Annotated in this window: 25 protein-coding genes; 5 read left to right on the top strand and 20 right to left on the bottom strand. The window is 38.5% G+C overall.

Annotated elements, in window-relative coordinates; all coding sequences use genetic code 11:
• Positions 1–8 precede the first annotated feature (8 nt).
• The 4 genes from fbp to FAZ15_RS14660 all read left to right on the top strand — a co-directional run bounded on the left by fbp (position 9) and on the right by FAZ15_RS14660 (position 3,418).
• The gene (fbp, locus tag FAZ15_RS14675) at positions 9–1,004 is read left to right on the top strand and encodes a class 1 fructose-bisphosphatase (RefSeq protein WP_136902062.1); all 996 of its coding nucleotides are present in this window, start codon (positions 9–11) and stop codon (positions 1,002–1,004) included.
• 216 nt (positions 1,005–1,220) lie between these two features.
• Complete coding sequence (locus tag FAZ15_RS14670) at positions 1,221–2,264, top strand: sensor histidine kinase (protein ID WP_136902061.1); 1,044 nt, start codon at positions 1,221–1,223, stop codon at positions 2,262–2,264.
• The gene (locus FAZ15_RS14665) at positions 2,261–3,019 is read left to right on the top strand and encodes a LytR/AlgR family response regulator transcription factor (protein ID WP_136902060.1); all 759 of its coding nucleotides are present in this window, start codon (positions 2,261–2,263) and stop codon (positions 3,017–3,019) included. The genes FAZ15_RS14670 and FAZ15_RS14665 overlap by 4 nt, the downstream gene beginning before the upstream one ends.
• A 126-nt stretch (positions 3,020–3,145) precedes the next feature.
• Positions 3,146–3,418 carry a hypothetical protein gene (locus FAZ15_RS14660; RefSeq protein ID WP_136902059.1) on the top strand — a complete coding sequence of 91 codons (273 nt, stop codon included), beginning with the start codon at positions 3,146–3,148 and terminating at the stop codon, positions 3,416–3,418.
• A 45-nt stretch (positions 3,419–3,463) separates the two neighbouring features.
• On the opposite strand, the gene FAZ15_RS14655 is transcribed toward FAZ15_RS14660, so the two are convergent.
• The 6 genes from FAZ15_RS14655 to FAZ15_RS14630 form a co-directional block, all read right to left on the bottom strand.
• Complete coding sequence (locus tag FAZ15_RS14655) at positions 3,464–5,386, bottom strand: polysaccharide biosynthesis protein (protein WP_202912404.1); 1,923 nt, start codon at positions 5,384–5,386, stop codon at positions 3,464–3,466.
• A 214-nt stretch (positions 5,387–5,600) separates the two neighbouring features.
• Positions 5,601–7,985 carry a GumC family protein gene (locus tag FAZ15_RS14650; protein ID WP_136902058.1) on the bottom strand — a complete coding sequence of 795 codons (2,385 nt, stop codon included), beginning with the start codon at positions 7,983–7,985 and terminating at the stop codon, positions 5,601–5,603.
• Between the two features lie 24 nt (positions 7,986–8,009).
• Positions 8,010–8,783 (bottom strand): polysaccharide biosynthesis/export family protein, encoded by a 774-nt coding sequence (locus tag FAZ15_RS14645; protein ID WP_136902057.1) that lies wholly within the window; start codon positions 8,781–8,783, stop codon positions 8,010–8,012.
• Positions 8,784–9,054: 271 nt separating this feature from the next.
• Positions 9,055–9,477, bottom strand: a complete 423-nt coding sequence (locus FAZ15_RS14640) for a WxcM-like domain-containing protein (protein ID WP_136902056.1) — start codon at positions 9,475–9,477, stop codon at positions 9,055–9,057.
• A gap of 16 nt (positions 9,478–9,493) precedes the next feature.
• Complete coding sequence (locus FAZ15_RS14635) at positions 9,494–9,868, bottom strand: four helix bundle protein (protein ID WP_136902055.1); 375 nt, start codon at positions 9,866–9,868, stop codon at positions 9,494–9,496.
• A gap of 25 nt (positions 9,869–9,893) precedes the next feature.
• On the bottom strand, positions 9,894–10,109 hold the full coding sequence (locus tag FAZ15_RS14630) for a hypothetical protein (RefSeq protein WP_136902054.1): 216 nt from the start codon (positions 10,107–10,109) through the stop codon (positions 9,894–9,896).
• A 239-nt stretch (positions 10,110–10,348) separates the two neighbouring features.
• Between FAZ15_RS14630 and FAZ15_RS14625 the strand changes: the two genes are divergently transcribed.
• The gene (locus FAZ15_RS14625) at positions 10,349–11,533 is read left to right on the top strand and encodes an ATP-binding protein (RefSeq protein WP_136902053.1); all 1,185 of its coding nucleotides are present in this window, start codon (positions 10,349–10,351) and stop codon (positions 11,531–11,533) included.
• 53 nt (positions 11,534–11,586) lie between these two features.
• Here FAZ15_RS14625 and FAZ15_RS14620 read toward each other — a convergent pair whose 3' ends face one another.
• The 14 genes from FAZ15_RS14620 to rfbB all read right to left on the bottom strand — a co-directional run bounded on the left by FAZ15_RS14620 (position 11,587) and on the right by rfbB (position 25,017).
• Positions 11,587–12,543 carry an MraY family glycosyltransferase gene (locus FAZ15_RS14620; protein ID WP_136902052.1) on the bottom strand — a complete coding sequence of 319 codons (957 nt, stop codon included), beginning with the start codon at positions 12,541–12,543 and terminating at the stop codon, positions 11,587–11,589.
• 63 nt (positions 12,544–12,606) lie between these two features.
• The gene (locus FAZ15_RS14615; RefSeq protein ID WP_136902051.1) at positions 12,607–13,155 is read right to left on the bottom strand and encodes a hypothetical protein; all 549 of its coding nucleotides are present in this window, start codon (positions 13,153–13,155) and stop codon (positions 12,607–12,609) included.
• 116 nt (positions 13,156–13,271) lie between these two features.
• Positions 13,272–14,192, bottom strand: a complete 921-nt coding sequence (locus FAZ15_RS14610; protein WP_136902050.1) for an NAD-dependent epimerase/dehydratase family protein — start codon at positions 14,190–14,192, stop codon at positions 13,272–13,274.
• 41 nt (positions 14,193–14,233) lie between these two features.
• Positions 14,234–15,400: a hypothetical protein gene (locus FAZ15_RS14605; RefSeq protein ID WP_136902049.1), complete on the bottom strand. Its 1,167-nt coding sequence runs from the start codon at positions 15,398–15,400 to the stop codon at positions 14,234–14,236.
• Complete coding sequence (locus FAZ15_RS14600) at positions 15,397–16,209, bottom strand: glycosyltransferase (protein ID WP_136902048.1); 813 nt, start codon at positions 16,207–16,209, stop codon at positions 15,397–15,399. Before FAZ15_RS14600 ends, FAZ15_RS14605 begins: the two co-directional genes overlap by 4 nt.
• 4 nt (positions 16,210–16,213) lie before the next feature.
• A complete protein-coding gene (locus FAZ15_RS14595) occupies positions 16,214–17,494 on the bottom strand; it encodes a glycosyl transferase (protein ID WP_136902047.1) in 1,281 nt (426 codons plus the stop codon).
• Complete coding sequence (locus tag FAZ15_RS14590; protein WP_136902046.1) at positions 17,487–18,203, bottom strand: glycosyltransferase; 717 nt, start codon at positions 18,201–18,203, stop codon at positions 17,487–17,489. The genes FAZ15_RS14595 and FAZ15_RS14590 overlap by 8 nt, the downstream gene beginning before the upstream one ends.
• Before the next feature lie 10 nt (positions 18,204–18,213).
• A complete protein-coding gene (locus FAZ15_RS14585; protein ID WP_136902045.1) occupies positions 18,214–19,038 on the bottom strand; it encodes a glycosyltransferase family 2 protein in 825 nt (274 codons plus the stop codon).
• Between the two features lie 14 nt (positions 19,039–19,052).
• Positions 19,053–20,168, bottom strand: coding sequence for an EpsG family protein (locus FAZ15_RS23130; protein ID WP_136902044.1), 1,116 nt, complete (start codon positions 20,166–20,168; stop codon positions 19,053–19,055).
• A 48-nt stretch (positions 20,169–20,216) separates the two neighbouring features.
• On the bottom strand, positions 20,217–21,569 hold the full coding sequence (locus FAZ15_RS14575; protein ID WP_136902043.1) for a lipopolysaccharide biosynthesis protein: 1,353 nt from the start codon (positions 21,567–21,569) through the stop codon (positions 20,217–20,219).
• 4 nt (positions 21,570–21,573) lie between these two features.
• Positions 21,574–22,434, bottom strand: a complete 861-nt coding sequence (gene rfbA, locus FAZ15_RS14570; RefSeq protein WP_136902042.1) for a glucose-1-phosphate thymidylyltransferase RfbA — start codon at positions 22,432–22,434, stop codon at positions 21,574–21,576.
• 43 nt (positions 22,435–22,477) lie between these two features.
• Positions 22,478–23,326: a dTDP-4-dehydrorhamnose reductase gene (gene rfbD / locus FAZ15_RS14565; protein ID WP_136902041.1), complete on the bottom strand. Its 849-nt coding sequence runs from the start codon at positions 23,324–23,326 to the stop codon at positions 22,478–22,480.
• 91 nt (positions 23,327–23,417) lie between these two features.
• Positions 23,418–23,963, bottom strand: a complete 546-nt coding sequence (rfbC, locus tag FAZ15_RS14560; protein WP_136902040.1) for a dTDP-4-dehydrorhamnose 3,5-epimerase — start codon at positions 23,961–23,963, stop codon at positions 23,418–23,420.
• Between the two features lie 4 nt (positions 23,964–23,967).
• On the bottom strand, positions 23,968–25,017 hold the full coding sequence (rfbB, locus tag FAZ15_RS14555; protein WP_136902039.1) for a dTDP-glucose 4,6-dehydratase: 1,050 nt from the start codon (positions 25,015–25,017) through the stop codon (positions 23,968–23,970).
• Position 25,018 lies beyond the last annotated feature (1 nt).

Raw genomic sequence — 25,018 nt, 5'->3', positions numbered from 1 at the left:
TATTTGATATGGCAATCACGACATTAGGACAATTTATCATTGAAAAACAGGCCGACTTTCCGTATGCTAAGGGAGAACTTTCACGTTTGCTGCGGGATATTGGCATCGCCGCCAAACTGGTCAACCGTGTAGTCAATAAAGCAGGTCTCGCAGATATCCTCGGTCAGCAAGGCGACATTAATATACAGGGGGAAGTTCAACAAAAACTGGACGTGTATGCCGATACACAGTTCATCAATGCGTTGAAAATGGGTGGAGAATGCTGTTATGTCGCTTCCGAAGAACACGAAGAGGGTGTAGATTTGTCTGCAAATACTGTTTCCAAAAAAGCGAAATACATCGTCTGCATTGATCCACTCGATGGCTCATCAAACATCGATTCCAATGTTTCCGTAGGCACCATCTTTTCCATCTATAGACGTTTCCATGCAGACCGTCCTATCCAAGAAGAAGAAATTTTGCAAGTGGGCCGCAAACAGGTGGCAGCAGGCTATATCATCTACGGCTCCTCCACGATGTTGGTCTACACGACAGGTTGTGGTGTCAACGGGTTTACCTTAGATCCCTCCATCGGCGAGTTTTGCCTCTCCCATCCCGACATGAAGATTGCTTCCCGTGGGGCTCTATACTCCATAAACGAAGGGTATTATAGCAAGTTCCCACAAGCCGTAAAAAAATATATCAAATATTGTCAGGAGATTGACCCCGCTACGAGCCGTCCCTATACTTCGCGTTACATCGGTTCCATGGTCGCAGATATCCATCGTAATTTAATAAAAGGAGGCGTGTTCATTTATCCGCAAACGTCCAATCATCCAGCGGGAAAACTGCGTCTGATGTATGAGTGCAATCCGATGGCATTTATTGTGGAACAGGCGGGCGGCAAAGCCAGCACAGGAACCACGACAATACTTGATATCCAGCCACAGACATTGCACCAGCGTGTTCCGATAGTTATTGGAAGTAAAGAAATGGTAGAGCAGGTGGAAAGCTTCTATCTGTGAGGTAAAAAGTGGGTAAACTTATAAAAAGTAAATCCTGAAGCTGGGAGCGACAGGATCTACAAAACCAATTATTAACCTAAATTATAAAACGTCCTACTTTTACTTTTAGTATGTGGAAGGTATATTTTTTTTAAAACAACTTTACGACAGACGATTATAATTGCGTATAAAAGCAAATATATCTAAGTTTGCAACGATTAACGTTCAAAAGACAAGATGGGTTTCAATTGTAATAGAGTAAATTATCCGTTGAAGGATTGGATTAAGCGCAGCTTTATATTCTCCTTTTGCATCGTTTCCATTCTGGCTATTGATATTATGTATCAAGACCAACCTGCATTCTGGTGTAATATTCTTATCGCCTTTGTCTGTTTCTTCGGCGTGATTGTATTCAACCTTTTGCTCCATATACACTTTGATCTCAAGGATCCCGTCAAATCTCCAGTATACGTCAAGTTATTAAGTTTCCTCTCTACCCTAGGCATATGTTCGCTAACCTTCTACATCACCTCCCGTTTGGGCGTGATGAATATGGAGGAGAAACGTATTTTAAACACGTCCACATTTGGCTTTATATTACTTATGGTTTTACGGGCAGCCATTCTCAATTTCATTGTTCAGTTGTGGTTATATTTCGTTATGAACGATCATTTTCGCAATCAGCTTGAGCTCGAGCGGTCCAAGCTCGACAAACTGAATGAGCGGGCCATCAACCAAATGCTGCGGCAGCAGGTACAACCTCATTTTCTGTTCAATGCCCTATCTAGTCTAAAATCGCTGATTAAGAAAGATAGTGCTATGGCCGAATCCTATTTACTGCAGCTTTCCGACTATCTTCGCGCTAGTTTTACCATCTCCGAGGACGGATTGGCAACTGTAAAACAAGAAATACAATTGTGTGAAGACTACCTCTGCATGCAAAAGATCCGTTTTAACGATGCCATATCCTATACCATAGCTGTTTCTGCATCTGTACTTGAAGATAAGCTGCCTATATTCTCGTTACAACCTTTAGTCGACAATGCGCTAAAGCACAATCAATATACCGTAGAACACCCCCTCCATATAGAGATTCTAAACCACGACGGTTGGATTATCGTACGCAACAATGTATGTCCACGCAAGACATCACATGAAGACAACAACAACTACGGCCTAAATAATCTCAAAGAACGGTTTAGTTACTATTTGAAAGAGAGCGTGCATATTCATGATCACGGTACATCATTCGAAGTACACGTTAAAATTATCTCCTCGTGAACGCTATCATCATCGAAGACGAAGACCTTACAGCAGAAGACCTGCACTGCACGTTGAAACGGCTGGATCCTTCCATTGAACTATTAACACGGTTATCCAGTGTGAAAGAATCTGTAGCCTATTTCCGAAAAAAAACACCCGTAGATCTTATCTTTAGTGATATACAACTGGGTGATGGTCAGTCGTTCGAAATCTTCAAGACCATACCTCCCCCTGCCCCCATTGTGTTCTGTACCGCTTACAATGATTACATGATGGAAGCATTTCAGACTTTCGGACTGGATTATATCCTCAAACCTTTTTCGGACGAAAGTATCCGAAAAACCTTACTTAAATACACCTCGTTGAAGCACACGTTCAATAAAGGAACGAACGAGATGCTATTCGAACTTCAAAACCAGACGGTATCAGCCGAGCAGCGACGTAAATCCATTATCGTCATGAACGGCGACAAAATTATTCCCGTACAATTGAGTGATGTTGTACTCTGTTACATTGAATTTGACAACGTATTTGTCAAGATAAGTTCCGGTAAGGAATATTTGGTCAACAAATCATTGGATGAGATGGAACAACTATTAGGCGGGGACTTCTTTCGAGTAAACCGGCAACATATTCTCAAGCGAGAAGCCATTGCATATGCCAATATGGGACTTAGCCGTAAACTCATGTTGACACTGCACGTGAGCCATCCCATCAAAATTTCCGTGAGCAAAGAAAAATCAAGCACCTTTCTACACTGGTTAGAAGGCTAATACCTCGATCATTCATCCGAACCTGTGGACGACTCAGTCTTCGATTTGTCCGTTTCAGCTATTTTTTCATTTCCGGTCATTATAATTCTCACCATCTTTGAATTAACAACTCAAACACATAATACCATGAAGAAATACGTTTTAATATTCAAGACTTCAATCCGAACGATACTAGATCGTTCCAATTTGATTCAAAAATTATATACGGTTTCCAACGATGTAAAATTTGCAACAGTAGATCTTGATGATGAAGATTTTATCCTGCGAATAGAAAGCACCCGTCGCAATGAAGATTTCATTTCCCGGTTTTTATCTTTAGAAGGGCATCAGGTAGCCTTTTTAGCCGCATTTGAAAAAGACGAACAAGGGAGACCGTTGATGAAGGCGTCTTATTATTAGGGCTTAGACACGAGGAGCTAGAAGACTAGTCTGCCATTAAGCAGGCTAGTCAATTACTAATTCACCGTCTAACTGCTCATAAATTGAATTTTTCGAGATGTATTCCGGGACAATGTCTTTCATCATCGATACCAACGCCATGCGATCGATTGCTTCCGAACAGGTAAGGGCACATAACTGTTCGATTTTATATTTCTTCACGTCTACATCCTCGGTATTCACCTTGGCAATCATGATTTTCTCGTGATGTGTTTTCTGCGTATTTTCATCATTCGCCAACAGCTCCTCGTAGGTCTTTTCTCCTGGTCGTAATCCCGTGATCTGGATATCAATATCTTCCGGATAGCGGTATCCTTTCAGTCGGATCATCCGTTTCGCCAGATCCATGATCTTGACCGGTTGTCCCATATCAAATACGAATATCTCTCCCCCATCGCCCATTACTCCGGCTTCCTGCACCAATTGGCAGGCTTCGGGAATCGTCATAAAGTAGCGCGTAATATCGGGATGCGTTACCGTCAGTGGTCCACCCTTTTTCAATTGTTTTTCGAAAAGCGGAATTACGGATCCATTGGAGCCCAGTACATTTCCAAAACGGGTCACGATAAAATTGGTCGCGCTTTGCCGATTCAGTGCCGACACATAGATCTCTGCTATACGTTTTGTTGCGCCCATTACGTTTGTGGGGTTTACGGCCTTATCCGTAGATACCATGACGAATTTTTCGGCGCCAAACTGTACCGCCAGATCCGCCACATTCTTCGTACCACACACATTCGTGCGAATAGCTTCATAGGGATTTTGCTCCATGAGTGGCACGTGCTTATAAGCTGCCGCATGAAAGACCATTTGTGGTCTATATTTGTCGAACACCTGCTGCATAAAGACCCTATCGCGTACGTTACCCACTACGTAGGAGGAGGTAGTTGGCGCTATCTGCAGGATTTCCTGTTGCATATCGTAGAGGGCAGACTCCGCCTGATCCAATAAGATAATACGTTTGCAATCACTATAAGCAATCTGTCGTGCCAGTTCAGATCCAATGGAACCCGCCGCACCAGTTACAAGAATCACTTTACCCTGTAAGGAAGCCTTGACGATCAGGTTATCCAGTTTAATGGACTCCCGTCCCAGTAGATCTGTGATCTTCAGCGTACGCATTTGGCGTGCAGCCGCCTCCCCCTGCAGTAATTTTGCGGTAGAGGGCATGATCATGATTTTAGACGGCAACGGCTCCAGAATTGCCGATATACGCTTCAGGCGTTCCTTATTCGTATCATCCAGCGCTATAATAAATTTATCCACACGCAGATCCAGTACATACTGTTCGTTTAGACAGGCTATATCCTTTACCAAAAAACCGTTTATCCGTTTTCCGATCCGGTTCGGGTTATCGTCCACGACTGCCACTACCTTATATTTGTTACGTGTATCGTTCTGCAGGATATTATAGGTGACCATACCCATATTTCCGGCACCCGCAATTACCACCCGGCTTACGGTACGTTCATTCCAGAAAATACGTTCGTAAATGGTACGGTAGCCTATCCGTGCAGCCACCATGGCAACAAAAGTTATTAGGGCATGTACAAACAGTACGCCGTAAGACATCCGTAGAAAATCACCCGAAAAGGTACCCCGATCAAATAACAGACGTGCCACGAACGAGACCAAGAATAAGCTTATTGTGGCTGCGCCCACTGCCTTCAGGATGTACTGCGCATCACGGATTCCCGATTGCCGGATTATGCCCTTATAAGTCTTAAAGTATAAGAAACACAAGTAGTAGACCCCAGTAACCGTTACCGATTTCTTTACCATCAGCAAGAGGTCAAAGCGCCCCTTAAAACTATTGATAATGTAATTGGCCAAAATATAACAGGCCCACACCGTCAACAAATCAATTAACAAGACCACCCACCTCGGATTGTCTTTACGCAACCGTTTAAAAATATGTGCTATTTCCATTAATATTCTTATATCTGCAGCATGTTACCCTAGCGCAACATAGTTTTTCACAACGCTAATCCTTATAACAAAAAGCACACCAATATTCGGCAGAATTTATTTTTTAAGTCTACGTATAAAAAACAGATAACAAATATGCGTAAAAATACGTATATATGAAAGCTAACAGAAGAATATTTTCATTTTATTTTGAATGAAGGATATGTTAAGTTTCTTACTTTTTCTTTTTACCAAACAGTTGCTTGCGCAGGCGTTCGCGAAGTGAAACAGGAGCGGTATCACCGTATCCGTATCCATATCCGTACCCATAGCCATAGCCACGTGCAAAGTCGACATCGTTAATCACTACTGCCATATTCTTTAACTTGCCCTCTTCATACAATTCTTTCGGCACATTCAATAGGCGTTTATCCAAGTAATTGGCCCGCGCTACGTAGATCGTCAGATCTGCATTATCCGCGATCAAAAGCGTATCCGTTACCAAACTCACCGGCGCGGTATCCACTATGACATAGTCATAGTGTTCACGTCCGTATTTGATCACATCATCAAAATGCCCATTCATCAAGAGTTCTGCCGGATTCGGCGCAATATAACCCGAATAGATGATATCAAATTGATAAGGGGCAGGACGGTTGATAATAATGTTATCGATATCCATATCCGGATTAATCAGGTATTGTGTGATCCCGATATTCGTATGTTGCAGGTGCGAAAGGCCCAGGTAATCCAATACTTTCGGGGAGCGGATATCTGCCCCAATTAAGAGTACTTTTTTACCCGACATGGATAAGATTCGCGAAAGGTTGGTGGATACAAATGATTTTCCTTCACCCGAAGTCGTGGAGGTTACAAAGATCACCGCCGAGTCCTTTTTAGCCCCGAGCATAAAGGCCAGGTTGGTCCTTAAGATCCGGAACGCCTCCGCGAGAGAGGAACGGTCGTTATCCTGAATAATCGGATCCTCGGAAGTCGGCACCTCTCCCAAAATCGGTGCTGCAAATTTATCCTCAATATCCTTGCGCGAATGGATTTTATTATCCAATAAGAACTTGATATAAAGCGTGGTAAATGGAATGAGAAATCCAAAAATCAATGCTGCGACTATAATCAAGGATTTTCTCGGCGACACAGGCTTACTCGAGCCGTAAGCTGTGTCTATAATTTTCATAATAGCTGGCGTAGCCGAAGCCTGTATTTCTGTTTCTTCGCGCTTTTGCAATAGGAAAAGATATAGCGATTCAACGATCTCCTGCTGTCTCGAAATATCTCGAAATCCACGCTCTTGATTCGGAAGTTGATTGAGCTTGCCTTGAAACTTATTTCGTTGAGATTGAAGTGCATTCACATTAGACTGTAATACCTGACGATAGTTATCCAATGAAGCGCGTAAGGATCGATTAATCTCTTGCAGATTTTTATTCAGATTTAAAACTACAGGATTATCTTGTGTTGCGGATTTCAAAAGGTCATCGCGTTCGAGCAAGAGTTCGTTATAATTTTGGACAATTGATTGTACAGACGGATCACTAAGACCTAAATTTGACGGTAACAGGGTGTTAATACCATCCTCCACAGTTCCACGCATCATATCTGCTAGCTGCAACTGTGTTTGGTATTCGATCTGCTTTCGCTCATTTTCCGTTGCACCCTCCATATATAACTGGGCTTCAGAAGTCATATCCACCAGGTTATTATTATCTTTGTAGTCTGCCACCTTCGAATCCGCAGTAGCCAAGTCCTTTGAAATCAACTGCAAACGTGTATTAATAAAGCTCGATGTAGCCCGGGTGAGTCTGGTCTTATCCTCTGTCATGTCCTTATTGTATTGCTCAATAAGCGAGTTCAAAATAATTTCAGCCTTGGTGCGATTACCATAGTCAATAGAAAAATTCACAACGTAAGACTGTTTTTCTTTGTTAGGAGTGACCTCTAAAATTTCTAATAGCTCGTCGACCGTTTTGTCTATAGGTTGGTATTCCACAACCAATTCATCGCCACTATTTAAACTGGGTTGCGGAACTAAAGTTATCGGTCCAAGGGGTGTACTAAGGTTTTCACCTGATAAAAGTGTTCTTGTTCCACTATTTTCGTCATTAACAATATATTGATTGTCAACATGTTTAATAGAAAAAGAATAAGATACTGAATCCAAACGTACTGCATTTGATTGCAGTATAATTAATTTGAAAGGTGCTTCCGATTCTAAAATTTCAGACGATTTGACATTTCCCTTTTTAAAATAAGAAATATGCAACCTATTGTTTTCCACAACCTTACGCAAAATTCGGCGAGATTTAAATATATCAATTTGATCAGCAACAAATGCTGAGGATCCTCCACCCAATCCGGTTAGGCTTGATAGCTCTGCCAATCCGGCCAATTCTCCTGAGGCTTTGTTCTCGTCCTGCAATAATATTTTTGCTGTAATATTGAAGATTCGCTCTGCGTACCTTAGGTAGAGTAATCCTGCGACTAGACAAATAGATACTGAGAGAACAAACCACTTCCAATAAAAGGCATACTGCTCAAAAAGCTGTTTTAAATTAATTTCTTGTTCCTGCACTTCAGGAGTTGTCTTAGATATACTGTTATTCATGAAAGTTTTCTCTTTTTCTCTACGTTAGCGAACGAGGACCGAAATGATTGTTATGATTATACCAGCGATGGAAATAAACAAAGAATTATTTTGTGTGTATTTTGAAGATTGTACCCGAGCACCATTCGGTTCAACGTATATTACATCGTTTTGTGCTAAGTAATACACTGGTGAATTCAGCGCATCCCGTTGTGTCAGGTCTACCCGGTATTCTTGCTTAATACCATTTTGTTCTCGTATTACTAATACATTATTCCTTACTCCGTTGATGGTTAAATCACCGGCCAGTCCGATCGCTTCTAATAGGGTGATACGATCATTTTGAATCGTAAATGCCCCCGGACGTAGTACCTCGCCTAATACAGTGATCCGAAAATTACGAATATTGATATTAACACCTGGATCTACAATGTACTTACTAATCTCCTGACGCAAATAGTCAATCGCTTCAGTTCGCGTTTTACCTATCAATTTTACTTTACCCAATTTCGGAAAGTCAATATAGCCATTATTGTCGATGGTATAGGTCGGGATAAAAGGATTAGATTCCTGAATAGTCCCGACCTGATAAGCATTTACCTGATTAAATGGTTGTGTCGCCCGAATATCGTCCGCAGTAACCGAAATGGTCAATATATCCCCCGCCTGTAATTTGGGCGCATTGAGCTCGTAGCTGGTATGTAAAGCTGTTGAATCGGGTTGAAAGTAAACCAAATCCTTCCTGCTCGCACAGGAATTCATCAGAAGTATTCCGACTACGAAAAGGGCCAAGAAGGCATTGCGTAAATATTGAGGCATAGATAACAAATTAAGTTATTCGGTGAGCAGTACAAAAAACGCTCCAAAAATTTTCTAGTTTCACCAATCGCAAAAATACTATTTTGAACTGAAAATACTAGAATTTTTCAAAACAAAATGAAAACAACTCTGGTGACTAGTGATTAGTAAACGGTGGTTGGTGTTTCGCATTCCCTAACTCGCAATTTTCTAATACTTTAAAGATCACCACGTCGTACCTCCTCGTGATGACGAACGGTTATACTAGTTCCTAACTCCTTGTTCCTACCTCCTAACCCCTATTCACAAAGAAATCTACCGGCCAAGTATAGTCATCATTTTTAGCATTGTCAATCCCATAATCTGCAAACACCAACAACTCACTGTTCGCTTCCAACGCCCTGAACGCTGTACCATATCCAACCGGAACATGCAAAACCTGTTGATCCGTTGCTTTTATGACTTCTCGCTCGATTGCCAAATCCGGAGACGGTGTTTCCCAATTATCAATCTGTACCAAGTCAACAACAAACGATCCCGACAATACATAAAACCAGCGTTGTTCGATGCGATGCGCCCGCCATCCCCGTACTGTTTCTAGATCAGCATTCTTTATAATATAAAACCGCTTTACCAGCGACATATCAAAATCATTAACAAAACGGATAGAACCGCGATGGTCTGTGGCTATGCCTCCCTGTATTGTATTTATCATTTTTCGGAGTTAGGGGTTAGAGACTAGGAATTAGAGATTTCCGATATTTAATAAGTCCGTTTATCATTTTACCAATTTCTTCCGCTTTAGGCAATAATCCGTTGTACATATCTTCATTTAAATAACCAAGATTTTTTGCTATTAAAAGTTGAGTATCAAGTTCTGCGCAACTTCCAGAAGCTATAAATAGGAATTGAATAAACTCTTTATTCGTTTGCCTTGCTGCACCCTCCGCAATGTTTGATGGTATTGACACAGCAGATCGTCTGATCTGGGAAGTGATAGAATAAACCTCTTCTTTAGGAAACGCCGTCGTACATCGGTAAACATCGCTTACCAACACAATTGCCTTTTTCCAAACATCCAAATCTTTATGTGAAACAGTACTCATAGCGAATTTATATTAAACCTACTCTCTAACGGTGTTTGTTTTCAAAATAAGCATCCAGTTCCTTTTCTTCATCGAAATCTACAGGAAGCTTCACAGACCCCAACACGTTTAGCCATTCCAGATTTCTTTTATCCATAGCCTCCTGCGAAATCAATTGTTCCTTTTCTATATCATCGCCACTCATCTTCAACATTTGCTTCTGCTCTTCGATTAATTTAGTCATCTGTGTTTCAGTTGCCATAATTATCAATTTTGATGTGCGATAAATTTAGCAAAAATTAAACACATAGAAAAATGACAACAGACTAGTTTCTAACCCCTAATCTCTATCTCCTAACACCTAACCCCTAACTCCTATCCTTCAGTCACCAATCTCTGCTTTCTGAAAACCAAACTTTCAATTTACACACTTAAATCAAAATAAATATGTAAATTGAAAACTAAACTTTCAATTTACACGATTATTCGTATATTTGCTACATGATAGAAAGAACATGTTTTTCGAAATTACTATCTGCACTACAGACTGTACCCGTTGTCGCGCTATTAGGGTCGAGGCAGGTTGGCAAGACGACCTTGGCCTTAGCTATCGAAACGGCTCTAGAAAAAACAGCTACGTACCTTGATCTGGAACTTGATTCTGACTTTAACAAACTCACCGATCCGGAAAGCTATTTGTCCCGTTTTTCGGGGGAATTACTTATCATCGACGAGGTTCAGCGTAAGCCCGATCTTTTCCGCATATTACGTGGTCTAGTCGATATACGGAGACGAGCGGGAGAGCCAGCAGGTCAATTCCTGCTCCTCGGATCGGCATCACGTGATCTATTACAACAATCTTCCGAATCATTGGCTGGTCGAATCCGCTACCTTGAGCTAAGCCCTTTTACCGTTATCGAAATACAACAAGCCGATCCCCTCGCCTCCAATCTAGAGAAACTATGGTTTAGGGGAGGATTTCCAGACAGTTACCTTGCACCATCTGAAGCAGAAAGCTGGCATTGGCGGAGCGACTTTATTTCGACTTACGTAGAACGAGATATCCCATTAATGGGGCCTCAGATTCCAGCCACTAAGCTACGTCGATTCTGGACCATGCTCGCCCACTACCACGGACAGCAAGTTATACTCTCCGAATTGGGCAGAAGCTTAGAGGTTAGCCATACCACAGCACGAAATTATCTTGATACGCTTACCGATTTCTACATGGTGAGACAGATCCAACCTTGGTCTGGGAATACCAAAAAGAGATTGGTGAAATCGCCCAAGATTTACCTTCGAGACAGTGGTTTATTGCACCGGTTACTAAACATCTCTGAATTCGACACCCTACTAGGTAATCCTATTTTAGGAGCAAGTTGGGAAGGATTTGTTATTGAAAACATCATTTTAACCATTGACGACCGCTGGCAGTTTAGTTATTACCGCAGCAGCGGGCAAGCGGAGATTGATTTAGTACTTGAAACCCCTTTACATGAAGTATGGGCTATTGAAGTCAAACGAGGTGCTGCACCAAAACCAAAGCGCGGTTTCTACGAAGCGGCCCAAGATATCGGTGCAGACAAAAAATTCGTGGTATACAGCGGAACAGAACGTTATCCCCTACCCAATGAGGTCGAAGTCATCGGATTAATTGAATTTCTATCGCTAATCTCCAACCCCTAATACCTATCCCCTAACCCTCTAATGTCTAACCCCTAATCTCTAACTCCTAACCCCTAATTGACATATTTCCCAATCACATACCCCTTCCCCACCAAATACGCTGCACTCAATACAGCCAACAGCCCAATTGCAAAAACCACCTGTGTGGATACAGACTGATCTACAAACTGCAGTACGAGTAAACCGATTAAAAATTGAACAGCTCCATATAGAAAAGAGATCAGCAATTTATTGACACCTGCTTCATTTCCCAGGTACTGGTATAAGTGTGAGCGGTGTGCTTCAAAGATATTTTCTTTTAAGTACAAGCGACGGATAATCGTCCATACCGCATCAATGCCATACACCGCAAGGAAAAGAATATAAATAAGATTACCTGTTTGGATAATCAGCGCAGCTAAAGCAAACAATAAAATAAAAGCAATGGCTACAGATCCTACATCGCCGGCAAAACACTTTGCTTTGGTTCTAAAGTTGAAGAAAGCAAATACGAGTACCGATAACATCGTATAAATCAATAGATCTTGATCAATAAAGTTGATATGGTGACTGGTCAACAGTAATAGACTTCCAACTGCTAAGGAATAAGCTGCCGTAATCCCATTGATACCGTCCATAAAATTATAGGCATTGATTACACCCACTACGACGACAAAGGTGATCGCCAAGTAATACCAAGGCAAAGAAAAGACTTGTAGTTCATACGCCATTAACAACACAGAAAGGAAATGAATCGCCAGACGTATCTTGTTGGATAAGGTCATGATATCATCTGCAAAGGAAACGATAGTCATTAACGTTAATCCCAAAAAGAAATACGGATACTGAAAACCAGATATAATAAAAAATGCCAATGCACCAAGGTAAAAGATTATACCACCACCACGGAGTGTAACGGTAGTATGCGAACTCCGCTCATTGGGTTTATCAATAATATTGAACCGATCCGCAACCCGAAAATATAACAGTTCCGCCACAAAAAGAATCACAAAAATCACTAAATATATCATCACTTAATATTTGTCTACTTTCTAATATCTAACACCTAATCTCTAACTCCTATCTCTAGTGAGCTACCATTCTACTTCCAACCCTTTGAAATCAAAATTCGATATTGATCCTGGAAAATCTCCATAAATCTGTACACGCATTAAACTCAGTGCGGATAGCTTTTCGCTTATACTCTCAAACTTAATTAAAAAAGCGTATGGAATTTCGGCAGTCACATCTTGAAAGAAAACATCTTCGGATTCCGCATTAGGTTTTACGACTTTATAGGTTTGATAGGTATTCCCCTGAGGATCGACAACCTGTTGCTGCACAAACTGCAGGTTTCTTTTTTTTGTACCATGGTAGGTTATCAGTCCCTTTACAGAAACTTCACCACTTTCTTGGTTCTGAGACAAGGAAGTGATACGTATCGACACATCTTCTTTCTTTATTTCTTTCCCTCGCTCACGCAAATCCAACGCCTCCTTTAATATTGTCGTCCGTTCAGCTTGTTCTTTTAGTTTTCCTTTCAGCGTTACAATTTCCTGTTGCAATTGCTTTTCAGTAGCCGTCTGTGCTTTTACACTCTGTAAGCCGCACAAAACAAAGCCAATCCATAAAAATGTTTTCATATATTTAATTATTTCATGATCTCTAACTCCTAGTCACTAACACCTATCTCCCAATCTTTAACTCCTGTTCTCGGATCTTTGTTCCACTATAACCTTTACCAATTACTAATCACTAGTTACAAGTCACGAAACGACCTAATCGTTTTCTCCAGCCCTTCTCTAGCAGACAAAGGTAGTTTTTCAATCCCCAAGGCTTCCTTAATCTTCGTATTTGAAACTATTAGATTACTTGTCATCTTTTTTAATCGTTTTGAATTCAACGGTATCGGAATTACATCTCCTACTTTCGCGATTGCCTTCACTATAAACTTAGGAAGAGATAGATTCAACGTATTCCTTCCTGTAATATTTTGAATAATCTGTATAATCTCAGATGTCGAAACCGGTTCATCGTCAGCAATATGATATATCCCCGACTCCATCTTATCTTGATTTTTAATAATCTGCTCAATAAAAAAACAAAAGTTATCTATAGATATGAAGGAACGGCTATTTTCAAAAGAAGCCAATGGATAGGGAATGCCTTTAGAAATCAATTTATATAGCAACCCAAGATTGCCCCTATCTCCAGGTCCGTGAACCATCGGTGGGCGAAGAATAATCAGCTTCTTATTTGTAGGTATTTCCTGTGACATCAACCACTCCTCCGCTACACATTTTGACTTGCCGTACAGTGATTGAGGATTGCACAAATCAACTTCGGTTAAGGGTTTACCAGATTCAAATTCCTCTAATGCGGCTAGAGAACTAATATGAATAAAGAGGTTCATTTTAGTTGATGTGAACTTTTCAAAAACATCCTTAACAATTTCGAAATTAGAATAATAATATTCTTGCTCCGTTGCTACGCCTCTGTGATCGTGCGCTTTTCCTATCAAATTTACTACCGTATGTGCGTCCGTCTCGAAATAATTTCTCCAATTTACAGTACGCAGTGATAAAACTTCAACTTGAAAACTCTTCTTATTTAGAAAATCCGTGAGACTTTTTCCTATAAAACCCGACGATCCCAATACTTTAATTAATGGTTTTGACATTTGATTGAATAATTGAAAGACATACATTAACACTAAAACAACTAATGTTCCATAATAAGGATCTCTCCTGCTCGAATCCTCGCCGTATATGCTACACCTTGTTTTCCATAAGAGCGGTTTAATTCCTTATCGATAAAAGTAACATTATTTGAGGGGTAAATAGTAAATTGATTAACCTTTGAAAGGCTTTTATTAACAAAAACGGTATAATTCTTTTCTCCATTTTTAATTTCGGAAATTAATAAATTTTTACCATTTACTAACCTAAACTTATTCGATGGTATATTTAGGAACAATGTTAAATCTTTACTTGCCTCTGTGTGATAAATTTTTACTACACTACAATTCAAAAAGACAGATCTCAAATTATTTATATATCTATTTACTTCCTTCAAATGTTTATAATTCAAATTTTTTTCTCCTGTAATAGACATTGGTGCATCTATCATTGTTCCTCCTAACGACCAATATCTATAATACTGAATTCCCTGCGCTCCGTATGAAAGATTTACAAATGCTTGCAACATCAGATCTTGAATACTAATGATTTCTGATTTATTTTCAATTGACATTATCTTAATAAAGCCCCAAAATGACGAGTTTTTATTTTTTGTCATTGAAGAAATTATTTCAAGATTACCATACCAATCTTTTCGTGTCTGCCCGTTAGTTATGGGATAATGATCAAAAGAATATACTCTAAGATCAAATTTCGAATAGAATCGATTTATATAATCACCATAACGTACTCCTCCCAATTGTTTCACAGAAGCATAATTCGGAAACAAATTGATGTAGCAGATATTACTTTTATCAATATCTGAAATAATATTTTTCCATTGAAGCAACTTGGGAAATCTACTTAAATCTGGCTCGTCCCCTAAAAAGTATCCTCCTAAACCAGGATGGTCCTTCACCATTTCTACTGTCTTCCGTGTTTCAGAAAATAATTCTGGACAATAAAGCAATATTTTTACACCATACTTCGCGGCAATATCCATTGCTTTAACAGCATTTCCAATATTATGAAAATGAGAAAAACTTAAATTAACACCGGCCTCTTTTAATTGGCTATAATAATGATCATTTGTAAAATTCTCTGGTATAGAACCCCAAGCTAAAATTGGAAAGTTTGAGTTAGAAACTTGACCTTTAATTTCTCCAACCAACAACAGAATAAAAGTCAAAAAGTATATAAAAAATCTCATTTCCTAGGATCAAATCTTGTCATTAATCTATGTACCGGTGCGATTAACCACGCTGGAAGCAAAGATCGTATTACGGGTACAAAAACGGCGATGCGAGTATAAGCCGGCAATTTCAATAATTTAGCTCCGCGGTAACCCATCATAGCCTGCTTAAAAACGACTTTCGTATTATTCTTTTTATAATAATTTTCCGTAAAACGATACTTAATTAAGAAGCGAGGTAAATTTTCGATTTTTAACCCTCCTGCGGCGGCTCTTATCCATAAATCATAATCTTGCCGACGTATGACATTTGGATTGTACGATCCAACCTTTACAATTTGCTTTTTGCGAAATGCAATTGTTGGATGAATTAAAGGGTTGGTCCACATCAACCTATAGAGATCTTTATGTCCAATTGGATACTTTCTTTCTCCAATAATATTGTCGTCATGATCGATATCATGTGCCCACCCACCAAGTATATCAATATCTGGATTTGCTATAAGATAGTCATACTGCAACTGAAATCTATTCTCATAACAAATATCGTCAGTATCCATGCGCATTACAATATCCTGAGAACATGCTTCTAAACCGTTATTAAGGGCGTAGCCAAGTCCTTTATTTTCTTCAAAGGCTATAAACTTAAATGCTAGTTTCTGCTTATAATTATTAATAACAGACTCAAGTTCAATTGTTAATGGACCATCTTTAACAAATACAACTTCATCAGGAGGTAGCGATTGAGCTGCAATACTTGCTAAACATTTCTCAAGTTGTATTGGACTGTCTTTTTTAAAACAAGAAATTAAACAAGAAAAAGCCATAATACTATTTTAATTTAAAAAAATATTGTTTACGCTTATCTTCGAATACGGAATCGAAGAAGATCATATCTCCATTTCCATTAAATCTCGGATGTAGGTCACAACGAGAGGATTCTTTAAACGAAGGAGACTGATACACTTCAAACAATTTTTCTACCGTATCGTTCTTTTTATTGTATACATAAAGTGTCTGCATACGACTTCTGTCTGGATAAGTATCGAATACAATGTTGTCTTGATAAACAGATGGATGACCATCGCCAACACCTAGTTTATCAACCACGCTATTCAATGTAAATTTCAGGGTATTTAAATCTATAAAATAGTATCCATCTTTCCCGTCGTGGCGAAGATAACCGTAGACTGTATTGTCGTCAAACCAGCAGCAATGGCTAACCATATCATGATCGGAAATAACCTTAAGGGATTTAAAGTCGCTTCCGATCAGTCGATCCTTCCGAACACCATTTCTATAGTACCTATGAATAAAAATAAAGTAATTACCCTCTTTATTAATCATAATATGGTTAATAGTATGAAATGAATGATCAAAATCATCCTGCTTTTCCAAATTGGCTATATCTTCTAACGAAAATAGAAGTCGAGATACCTCAGTCACATAATCTGTGATGAAAATACCATCCTGCCTCAAATTTTTCTTTTCATCATCATTTAACTTGCCTTGATTATTATAACCGTAATCCTCTGTTACCTCGTATAGTCTTTGATAATCTAGCGATAAAATGTAGTCCTTTTTGTAAGCATCTTGGACGGGTCTATCGAATACCTTTATAACGGATCTGGCACTAAGTGAGTATACCTTAGCTTCCCAAATCTTATGCAATCTATTATAATCATTGTAGATTAAATGATCGTCGTCTAGCCACTGGGTTCTACATCCTTGCTGCCATGTATAAGCATAAGACTTACCTACCTTTAAAATCTCGTCTGTATCGATATTTGTTAATACGATTTCAACATTCGATTCAGGCCTTCTTTCAAATTTCGTATTGTCCGCAGTTACATGATTAATAACCCATCCAATTGAATTAATTGAGCTTTTGTCATAATAACCAAAGAAAAATTCTTCGTTCGCCTCTAGTGATCCCGTCTGTCGCAAGTCTTTCTCTGAAATCTCGCCAAAACCCTTAATTACGTAAGCTTTTCTGTATATTAACGCATTTAAAGACACATAGCATCTTTTTACAAAACGTTTTATTTTAGGAGTGTTTGAAAGCACCTTAGCAATAAATCTCTCCTTTAAGGTATAATTCGAGTTAGCCATTTCTTAAACTTCTTTTTATAAGTGCAGTAATATAGCCAAAACGATAGCCAAGCTTCTGAAGAAACGAATTTGTACTTTTACCCGTTGACGAGGTCGAAGCATTATTTCCGTGTCTTCTATAAAAAATTAACTTTTCAGGTATCAATGCATATTTGAAAAAAAAAGAACCGATATATCCGATCCATCTGTCATGGGACTGAATATAGGGGGGGAACGGAAGCGCCTTATCAAGCACCTTCCTATTGAAAGCAGCACAACTCCCCTGATATGGTGTAGGCTTAAATAAAGCAGCATATTTGTTAATTGCAATCCCGGCCTCCGGTATATAACGCGTATTGTAAATAACATTTAAGTTTCCGTCTGTTATATAACAGTCGCTAACTATATAATCAAAGTCGATCAAGTACTTTTTTATAATATCAACCTTATTTTCGACCCATACGTCGTCTTGATCAGACATGATTATTACATCACCCCTAGCGTTGGCCAAAGCATTTTCCATATTAAAGGTAGGATTTCCGAACCGTTTCCCTGTTAATAATCTAATTCGATCGTCTTTCATCCCTTCTAAGATTTGAAGAGTCCTATCACTAGATCCGTCGTCAGAAATTACAAGTTCATCATCCTTACCAAGCTGGGACAAAATTGACGTAACCTGCGCCAAAACATATTTTTCACCATTGTAGGTTATCATACATACCGAAATCATATTGTTTTATTTAGAATTTTCTAACGAAATTATAATAGATTTTATAATAAAAATACTTGCCAATGCCTATACCTGAAATTTCTTTCAAAAAGCGAATCCTTTCTAAATTTCCTTGAATTGTATTTTTAATGTTTCTAATTTTTTTCAAGTAATAGCCAGTATTCACTTCTTTTGCACCGACGGCATTGGAATCATGTTGCCGATATAGTATTAAAGATTCATTAACTTGTCGTATTATACCTCCTCTTCTGATTGTTTGAATCGCGATCCACCAATCATGCATCGGCGCGCGTTCATTGTACGGTAAACTCACTAACTTAGCAGCTTTATTTATCATCATAGTGCAACCAGTTACGCAATTAAAAACTTGAATAATATCACCTTTAGTAATTATTGCTGGTTTAAGGCCCACGGTTCTCCAATATGAATCACTTACAATTTCTAAATTGTGGTTAACTACGAATAAATCTGTGTGCACAACGATAGGTCCGTCATGGCTAGATTCTAATGACTTCATTTTAGCTAAAGTTTTTTCTATTTTATCAGTTAGCCACACATCATCGTGATCGCAAAACATAAAATAATCGGACTCAACCTTATTTAAGAGATACATAAATCCTTTTGCAGCCCCCAAACTTGTACCGTTTGACGGAATCGATAAAATTCTGCTATCCCGAGCACAAAATGTATTAATAATGTTCAGAGTCTCGTCAGTAGAGCAATCATCTCGGATATACAAATTCCACTCAAAAAATGTTTGAGCAATTAATGAATCCAGCTGCTGTTCAAGATATCGAGAACTATTGTATGTGGTAAGTAGAATAGACAATTTCATATTGTAATTATAAATTAAAATAATCGATCAAGTACTGAGTTAGATTCAATCGTTCGACGAATAGTAGTCATATATTCTCCATCATTAAGCATTAAGAATAACAAATAGAACGTAAAAACTACCCAAATGTAGATAAGGAATCGCGAAAGCAAAACCTTACTAATATCGTAATTTTTTGACCAACCATAATATATACATATACTAATATAAGCAAATGAAAATAAAGACAGATTCATTGAGACTCGCCAGAAATCCCTGACAAAATACTGCGGAATAATAATAAAATTAGAATACTGTATTAGCTGCATAGTGAGTGGTAATAAATTTTTATACTTTTCTGCAACTCTATTTTCGATTCGCTTGAACCGATTTTTGTAATGCCAAAGGCAAAAATTGCTTAAAATAAAAAACGGAAGAAATAGCGCGATCGTTCCAAGAAACCTCGAAATGGAAACAAGATCTAAGTAGTACTCGTATTTTGGATTTACTATTTGTATTAATGGGAGAATCGCGCCTGCTGGAATAAATACTAAGACCATCGCGCCTAAAAAAATCAGAATATTTGTTTTTATGTAATTTTCATAGAATGAAAACTTCCTTATTAAGAAAAAAGGAGCCATAATCATCAAAGAAAAATGACTACAGATGGCCATAACAAAAAATAAGTAAAACACTACTTTACGCTTTTCGAAGTTAAGAATCGCAATTAGGAAAAGAGAAAAAGCTAAGAAAAACCTAATTTGTAATATGTTTGGATAAAATGGGACGATATATAAACATGAAACCACGAAAGCTGGAAGTGGCGATATTCTTTTGAGAAAAAAAAACATGCATAACATTATAAGCCCTCCATACAGAAACACAAAATCAGCGTATGATCCACCAAAAAATTTAACACTTTCAATAATTAAAATATGTGCCGGTTCGAGTGTTGATCTTACGGATTCATCATATATATATTGGAAATGTCCTTCATAATTTTCTTGGTCTAAAGACCATGAATTAAAAGCCTGCAGAACAAATAAAATAGCGAAGGCTACGTAAAAAAAAACTAGTTTTAGGATCGTATTCTTAAATACAGCTTCGAGAAAAGCTAATAGCAAAAGAAATAACGCAATTAAATAATACATAAAACTATATAACGAGTCAATTTAAAACAAATATCCAAACTTCACAATCTATCGCAACCAAATTCCTTTAGCCGTTCCCTTTATAATCTTACCGAACTGGATATAATTAAAAGCAGCTCCCGATCCATTAACAATGATCAGTGCTATTACCACACCTAATATACCATAACTCTGACTAAAAAAATATGTAAATGGTAGAAAAATTATGGCAGCAAAAATTATATTAATTACCTGTACGCGAAGCTTTCCAATCCCGTTTAGAAAAGACGAGTAACTGAGACTTATTACAAGTATATATATATATATACCCATTGAGATCGAAAGTTCAAAAGGTATTTTAATTACAGCACCCACCCATATTTTATAAACATAATCGGAGATTATAGTCATTATAAACAAGCCAATAAACGTAGCCAGTATTAATTTATGGACTTTTTTCATGCTTTTATGTATCCATTCTAGATCATTTCTAACATAAGCATCTGTAGTGGCAGACCAAAGTGGTGTTAATACAATCGAAAACAACATGGGAACAACGCTATAATAACGATACGCTATATTATAAACAGTTACGTTCTCCGGACCAAACATACTCGAAATAATTAAGTTGGATGTAGAAAAAATAACCAGCCCGCCTATCTGCAGTATAAAAAATTGCCCTCCTAAACTGAATAAAGATCCAACGTATTCTTTCTTATATAACTTAAAGGAAGGAGCTAAAGATTTATACTTAATCCAAAAAGTATATGGATATACGGTTAAGTAAACGATAACAGGAGAAACCGAGTATATAACAGCAACACTGAAAAGCGAACCTTGGCCTGTAAAAGACATTACATAAATCAACATTAGGGAAAGCAATTGTCCTAGCATGACCAATAAATTGTTAACGGCTGGCTTTTGAAGGGCTAAATATATATTCCCAACAAGTTTAAGAACAAATGTCAAACAGAATAACGCGAAGGATACAAAAACAATATCTTTCAGATTGGGGAGTACGGTTGTATCGACGTTCAAAATCAAATTCCAATCGATGAAATTGTTCGCAAACCAAAATACACCAAACAGAAGCAACATGAGCATCAAAATAACACCATATGTAGTTGATACCAACACTCTTCCTAACGTAAAGTCTTCTTTTGCCAATGCTTCAGCGAGTTTATTTCTTAATCCATTCCCCAGTCCGATATCAAATGTGTTAATCCACATTAAAATAGAACTTAGGGTAAGCCATACGCCATATTCAACCGGATTTAGAAAATTAAGAGTAACTGGAACAAGTAATAAATAAGTAAGCACGCTGACTCCCTTTATACCGAAAGAATACACGATATTCTTTTGGGCTTTCATCGTTCTCTCATCCTGTCCTTTGAAGCGTTTACTAAGCCGGTTCTTAATCATCTGCCTAATCTACGCCATTTAATAAATACTCTCCATATCCACTTTTAACCAGCGGTTCTGCAACTTTTACAAGTTGTTGTTTATCAATATATCCCATCCGATACGCAACTTCTTCAATCGCACCAATCTTCATTCCTTGTCGTTCTTCGATAACTTGTACAAATTGTGCTGCCTGCATTAAGGATTGTATTGTACCTGTATCTAACCAGGCTGTTCCCCTATCAAATACGCCAACCTTTAATTTACCACGTTCTAGATATTCTTTGTTGATATCTGTGATTTCCAATTCACCGCGAGGAGAAGGTTTTATATTTTTCGCTATCTCTACTACGTTGTTGTCATAGAAATACAGTCCAGGTACTGCATAGTTAGATTTAGGCTGTTTTGGCTTTTCTTCAATAGAAACCACCCTATTGTCAGCATCAAACTCCACAACACCGTACCGCTCGGGATCGTTGACCTGATACGCAAATACCACGCCACCATCTGGATCAGCGGAAGATTGCAGTAGTTTAGACATACCTGATCCATAGAAAATATTATCTCCGAGAATCAAGGCTACTTTGTCATTTCCTATAAAATCCGCACCCAAGATAAACGCTTGTGCCAACCCATCAGGTGATGGTTGTTCGATATAAGAAAATTTACAACCAATTTTTGAACCGTCTCCCAACAGCTTTTCAAAATGTGGTAAATCATGTGGAGTAGAAATAATCAATATTTCACTTATTCCCGCCAACATTAATACCGATAGCGGATAATAGATCATTGGTTTATCGTACACAGGCATTAGCTGTTTAGAGACAGCCAAGGTCAACGGGTGTAAACGTGTGCCGGATCCCCCGGCTAATATAATTCCTTTCATTTTAGTGACTTGTAATTTGTGACTAGTGATTCGATATTTTTCCTTAAACTTTTGTTAACATCTCTTCCAAACTATCCTTCCAGTCTGGTACAACTGCGCCAAACGTATCTTTAATCTTTGACTTATCCAGCAAGGAAAATTTCGGACGCGCTGCCGGTGTTGGATATGCTGTTGTTGGAATAGCGGTAATTTTACAGTCCAATCCCTTTATTTCCCTGATCGCAACCGCAAAATCAAACCAACTAATTCTACCTTCATTCGAAAAATGATATATCCCTTTCTGCCATTTAGAAGAATGGATGATATCCAATATAGTTTTTGCCAAATCACGCGCATAAGTGGGGGATCCTACCTGATCATCAATAACTGAAATTTCCTCTTTTTCGGTCATTAAACGAATCATGGTCTTCACGAAATTAGCGCCATAGGTCGAATATACCCACGCGGTACGGATAATAATCGCATCCGCCCCGGATTCAATAATAGCTTGTTCACCGCGTTGCTTGGTTAGTCCGTAAACATTGATCGGATCTGTGGGCTCATCTTCTTTTAAGGGTATCCTACAATCTCCCTGAAACACATAATCTGTGGAAATATGGATAAGTTTCTTATTGTTTTTTGCAGTCCAATCTGCCATTACACCCACGGCCCGATGATTGATGATATCCACCAATTCAGATTCCGATTCCGCCTTGTCTACCGCCGTATAAGCGCCTCCACTGATAATGATATCTGGTCTTATATCATTTAACACCTCTGCTACTATCTCCACATTATCTAGCGGCATTTCCTCCCGGTCCACAAATACAAATGTATCGTGAGGATAGTTTACACTTAGCTCTCTTATTTCAGATCCTAATTGACCGAATGCTCCTGTTACTAATATTTTCATTTGATTTTCCCTTAAATGCAAAGATTGCTTCACCTTCATCCTTCAGGTTCGCAATGACGATAATTATTTATTTTTAGAGAACTTGGACTAATTAACCAAATACCTCTTTAAAGGTTGGCAAGATCTGATCCTTATCCGATATAACCAATTCTGCTGCCGGAATACCCCAATCTATGCCCAACGCTGGATCATCGAACTTCACGCCGCACTCCGACTCTTTGCTGTAAAAGTTATCGCATTTGTAAAAGAATGTTGCTGTTTCCGATAACACGACAAAACCGTGCAGAAAACCTCTTGGAACAAATAATTGCAAATCGTTTTCTGCCGAAAGCTCCACCGCCACATGCTGTCCAAATGTAGGAGAATCAGGTCGTGCATCTACAGCCACATCAATAACAGTTCCTTGAAGAACGCGCACCAATTTTGCCTGAGCATGTTCACCGGCTTGCGCATGAAGACCTCTTAATACACCCCGTGTTGAATAGGACTGGTTATCCTGTACAAAATGTGTATCTGTACCCGTCAGCTCATTAAAGGTATGTTCGTTAAAACTTTCAAAAAAATATCCTCGACTATCACCAAATTTATTTGGTTCCAATATATAGCAACCCTTTAATTTTGTTTCTGTAATTTTCATCTAATTAATTGTATTGCTTATCATAATACTTTTGATAGTCTCCAGATGTAACATGGTCCAACCAATTCGGATTAGAAAGAAACCAGTCTATGGTTTTAGATAACCCTTGCTCAAAAGTGACCGAAGGCTCATAACCAAGTTCTTGATTAATCTTAGTCGCATCAATGGCGTAACGTAAATCATGTCCGGGACGATCTTTGACATAAGTAATCAATTGCATTGACGTTCCTTCTGGTTTTCCCAATTTCTCGTCCATTTGCCTACAAAGTTCTTTGACCAAATCGATATTCTGCCATTCGTTAAAACCACCTACATTATAGGAATCGCCATTTTTGCCGTTATGAAATACTAAATCAATTGCTTTAGCATGATCTATCACAAACAACCAATCCCTTGTATATTTACCATTTCCATAAATTGGAAGCGGTTTATTATTTAAAATATTGTGAATACACAAGGGAATTAACTTCTCCGGAAAATGATTTGGACCATAATTGTTAGAACAGTTTGTCAACACAATTGGCAACCCATAGGTATCGTGATATGCACGTACAAAATGATCTGACGATGCCTTTGATGCGGAGTAAGGAGAATGGGGATCGTATTTCGTATCCTCTGTAAATAACCCTGTTTCACGTAACGCGCCATATACCTCATCTGTAGATACGTGATGGAAACGTTTACCTTCAAAACCGTCTTTCCAGATCTCCTTTGCTGCATTCAGCAAATTGACGGTACCAATGACGTTAGTCATGACAAATGCTGTTGGGTCTGTAATGGAACGATCTACATGCGATTCTGCTGCTAGATGAATAACGCCGTCAGGCTGATACTGCTGGAAAACGTCCATTATCACGGTAGCATCGGTAATATCCGCCTTAACAAAAGTGTAGTTGGATTTATTTTCGATATCCTTTAGATTTTCCAAATTACCTGCATATGTCAATGCATCTAAATTGATGATTTGGTAAGACGGATATTTGATTACAAACTCGCGTACAACATGAGATCCTATAAAACCTGCTCCTCCTGTTATTAAAATTGTCCTTTCCATT

The organism is Sphingobacterium olei (genome assembly GCF_005048855.1).
In the GTDB taxonomy this organism is placed as follows: Bacteria; Bacteroidota; Bacteroidia; order Sphingobacteriales; family Sphingobacteriaceae; genus Sphingobacterium; species Sphingobacterium olei.
This window is presented reverse-complemented; position numbering and strand designations above follow the sequence as displayed.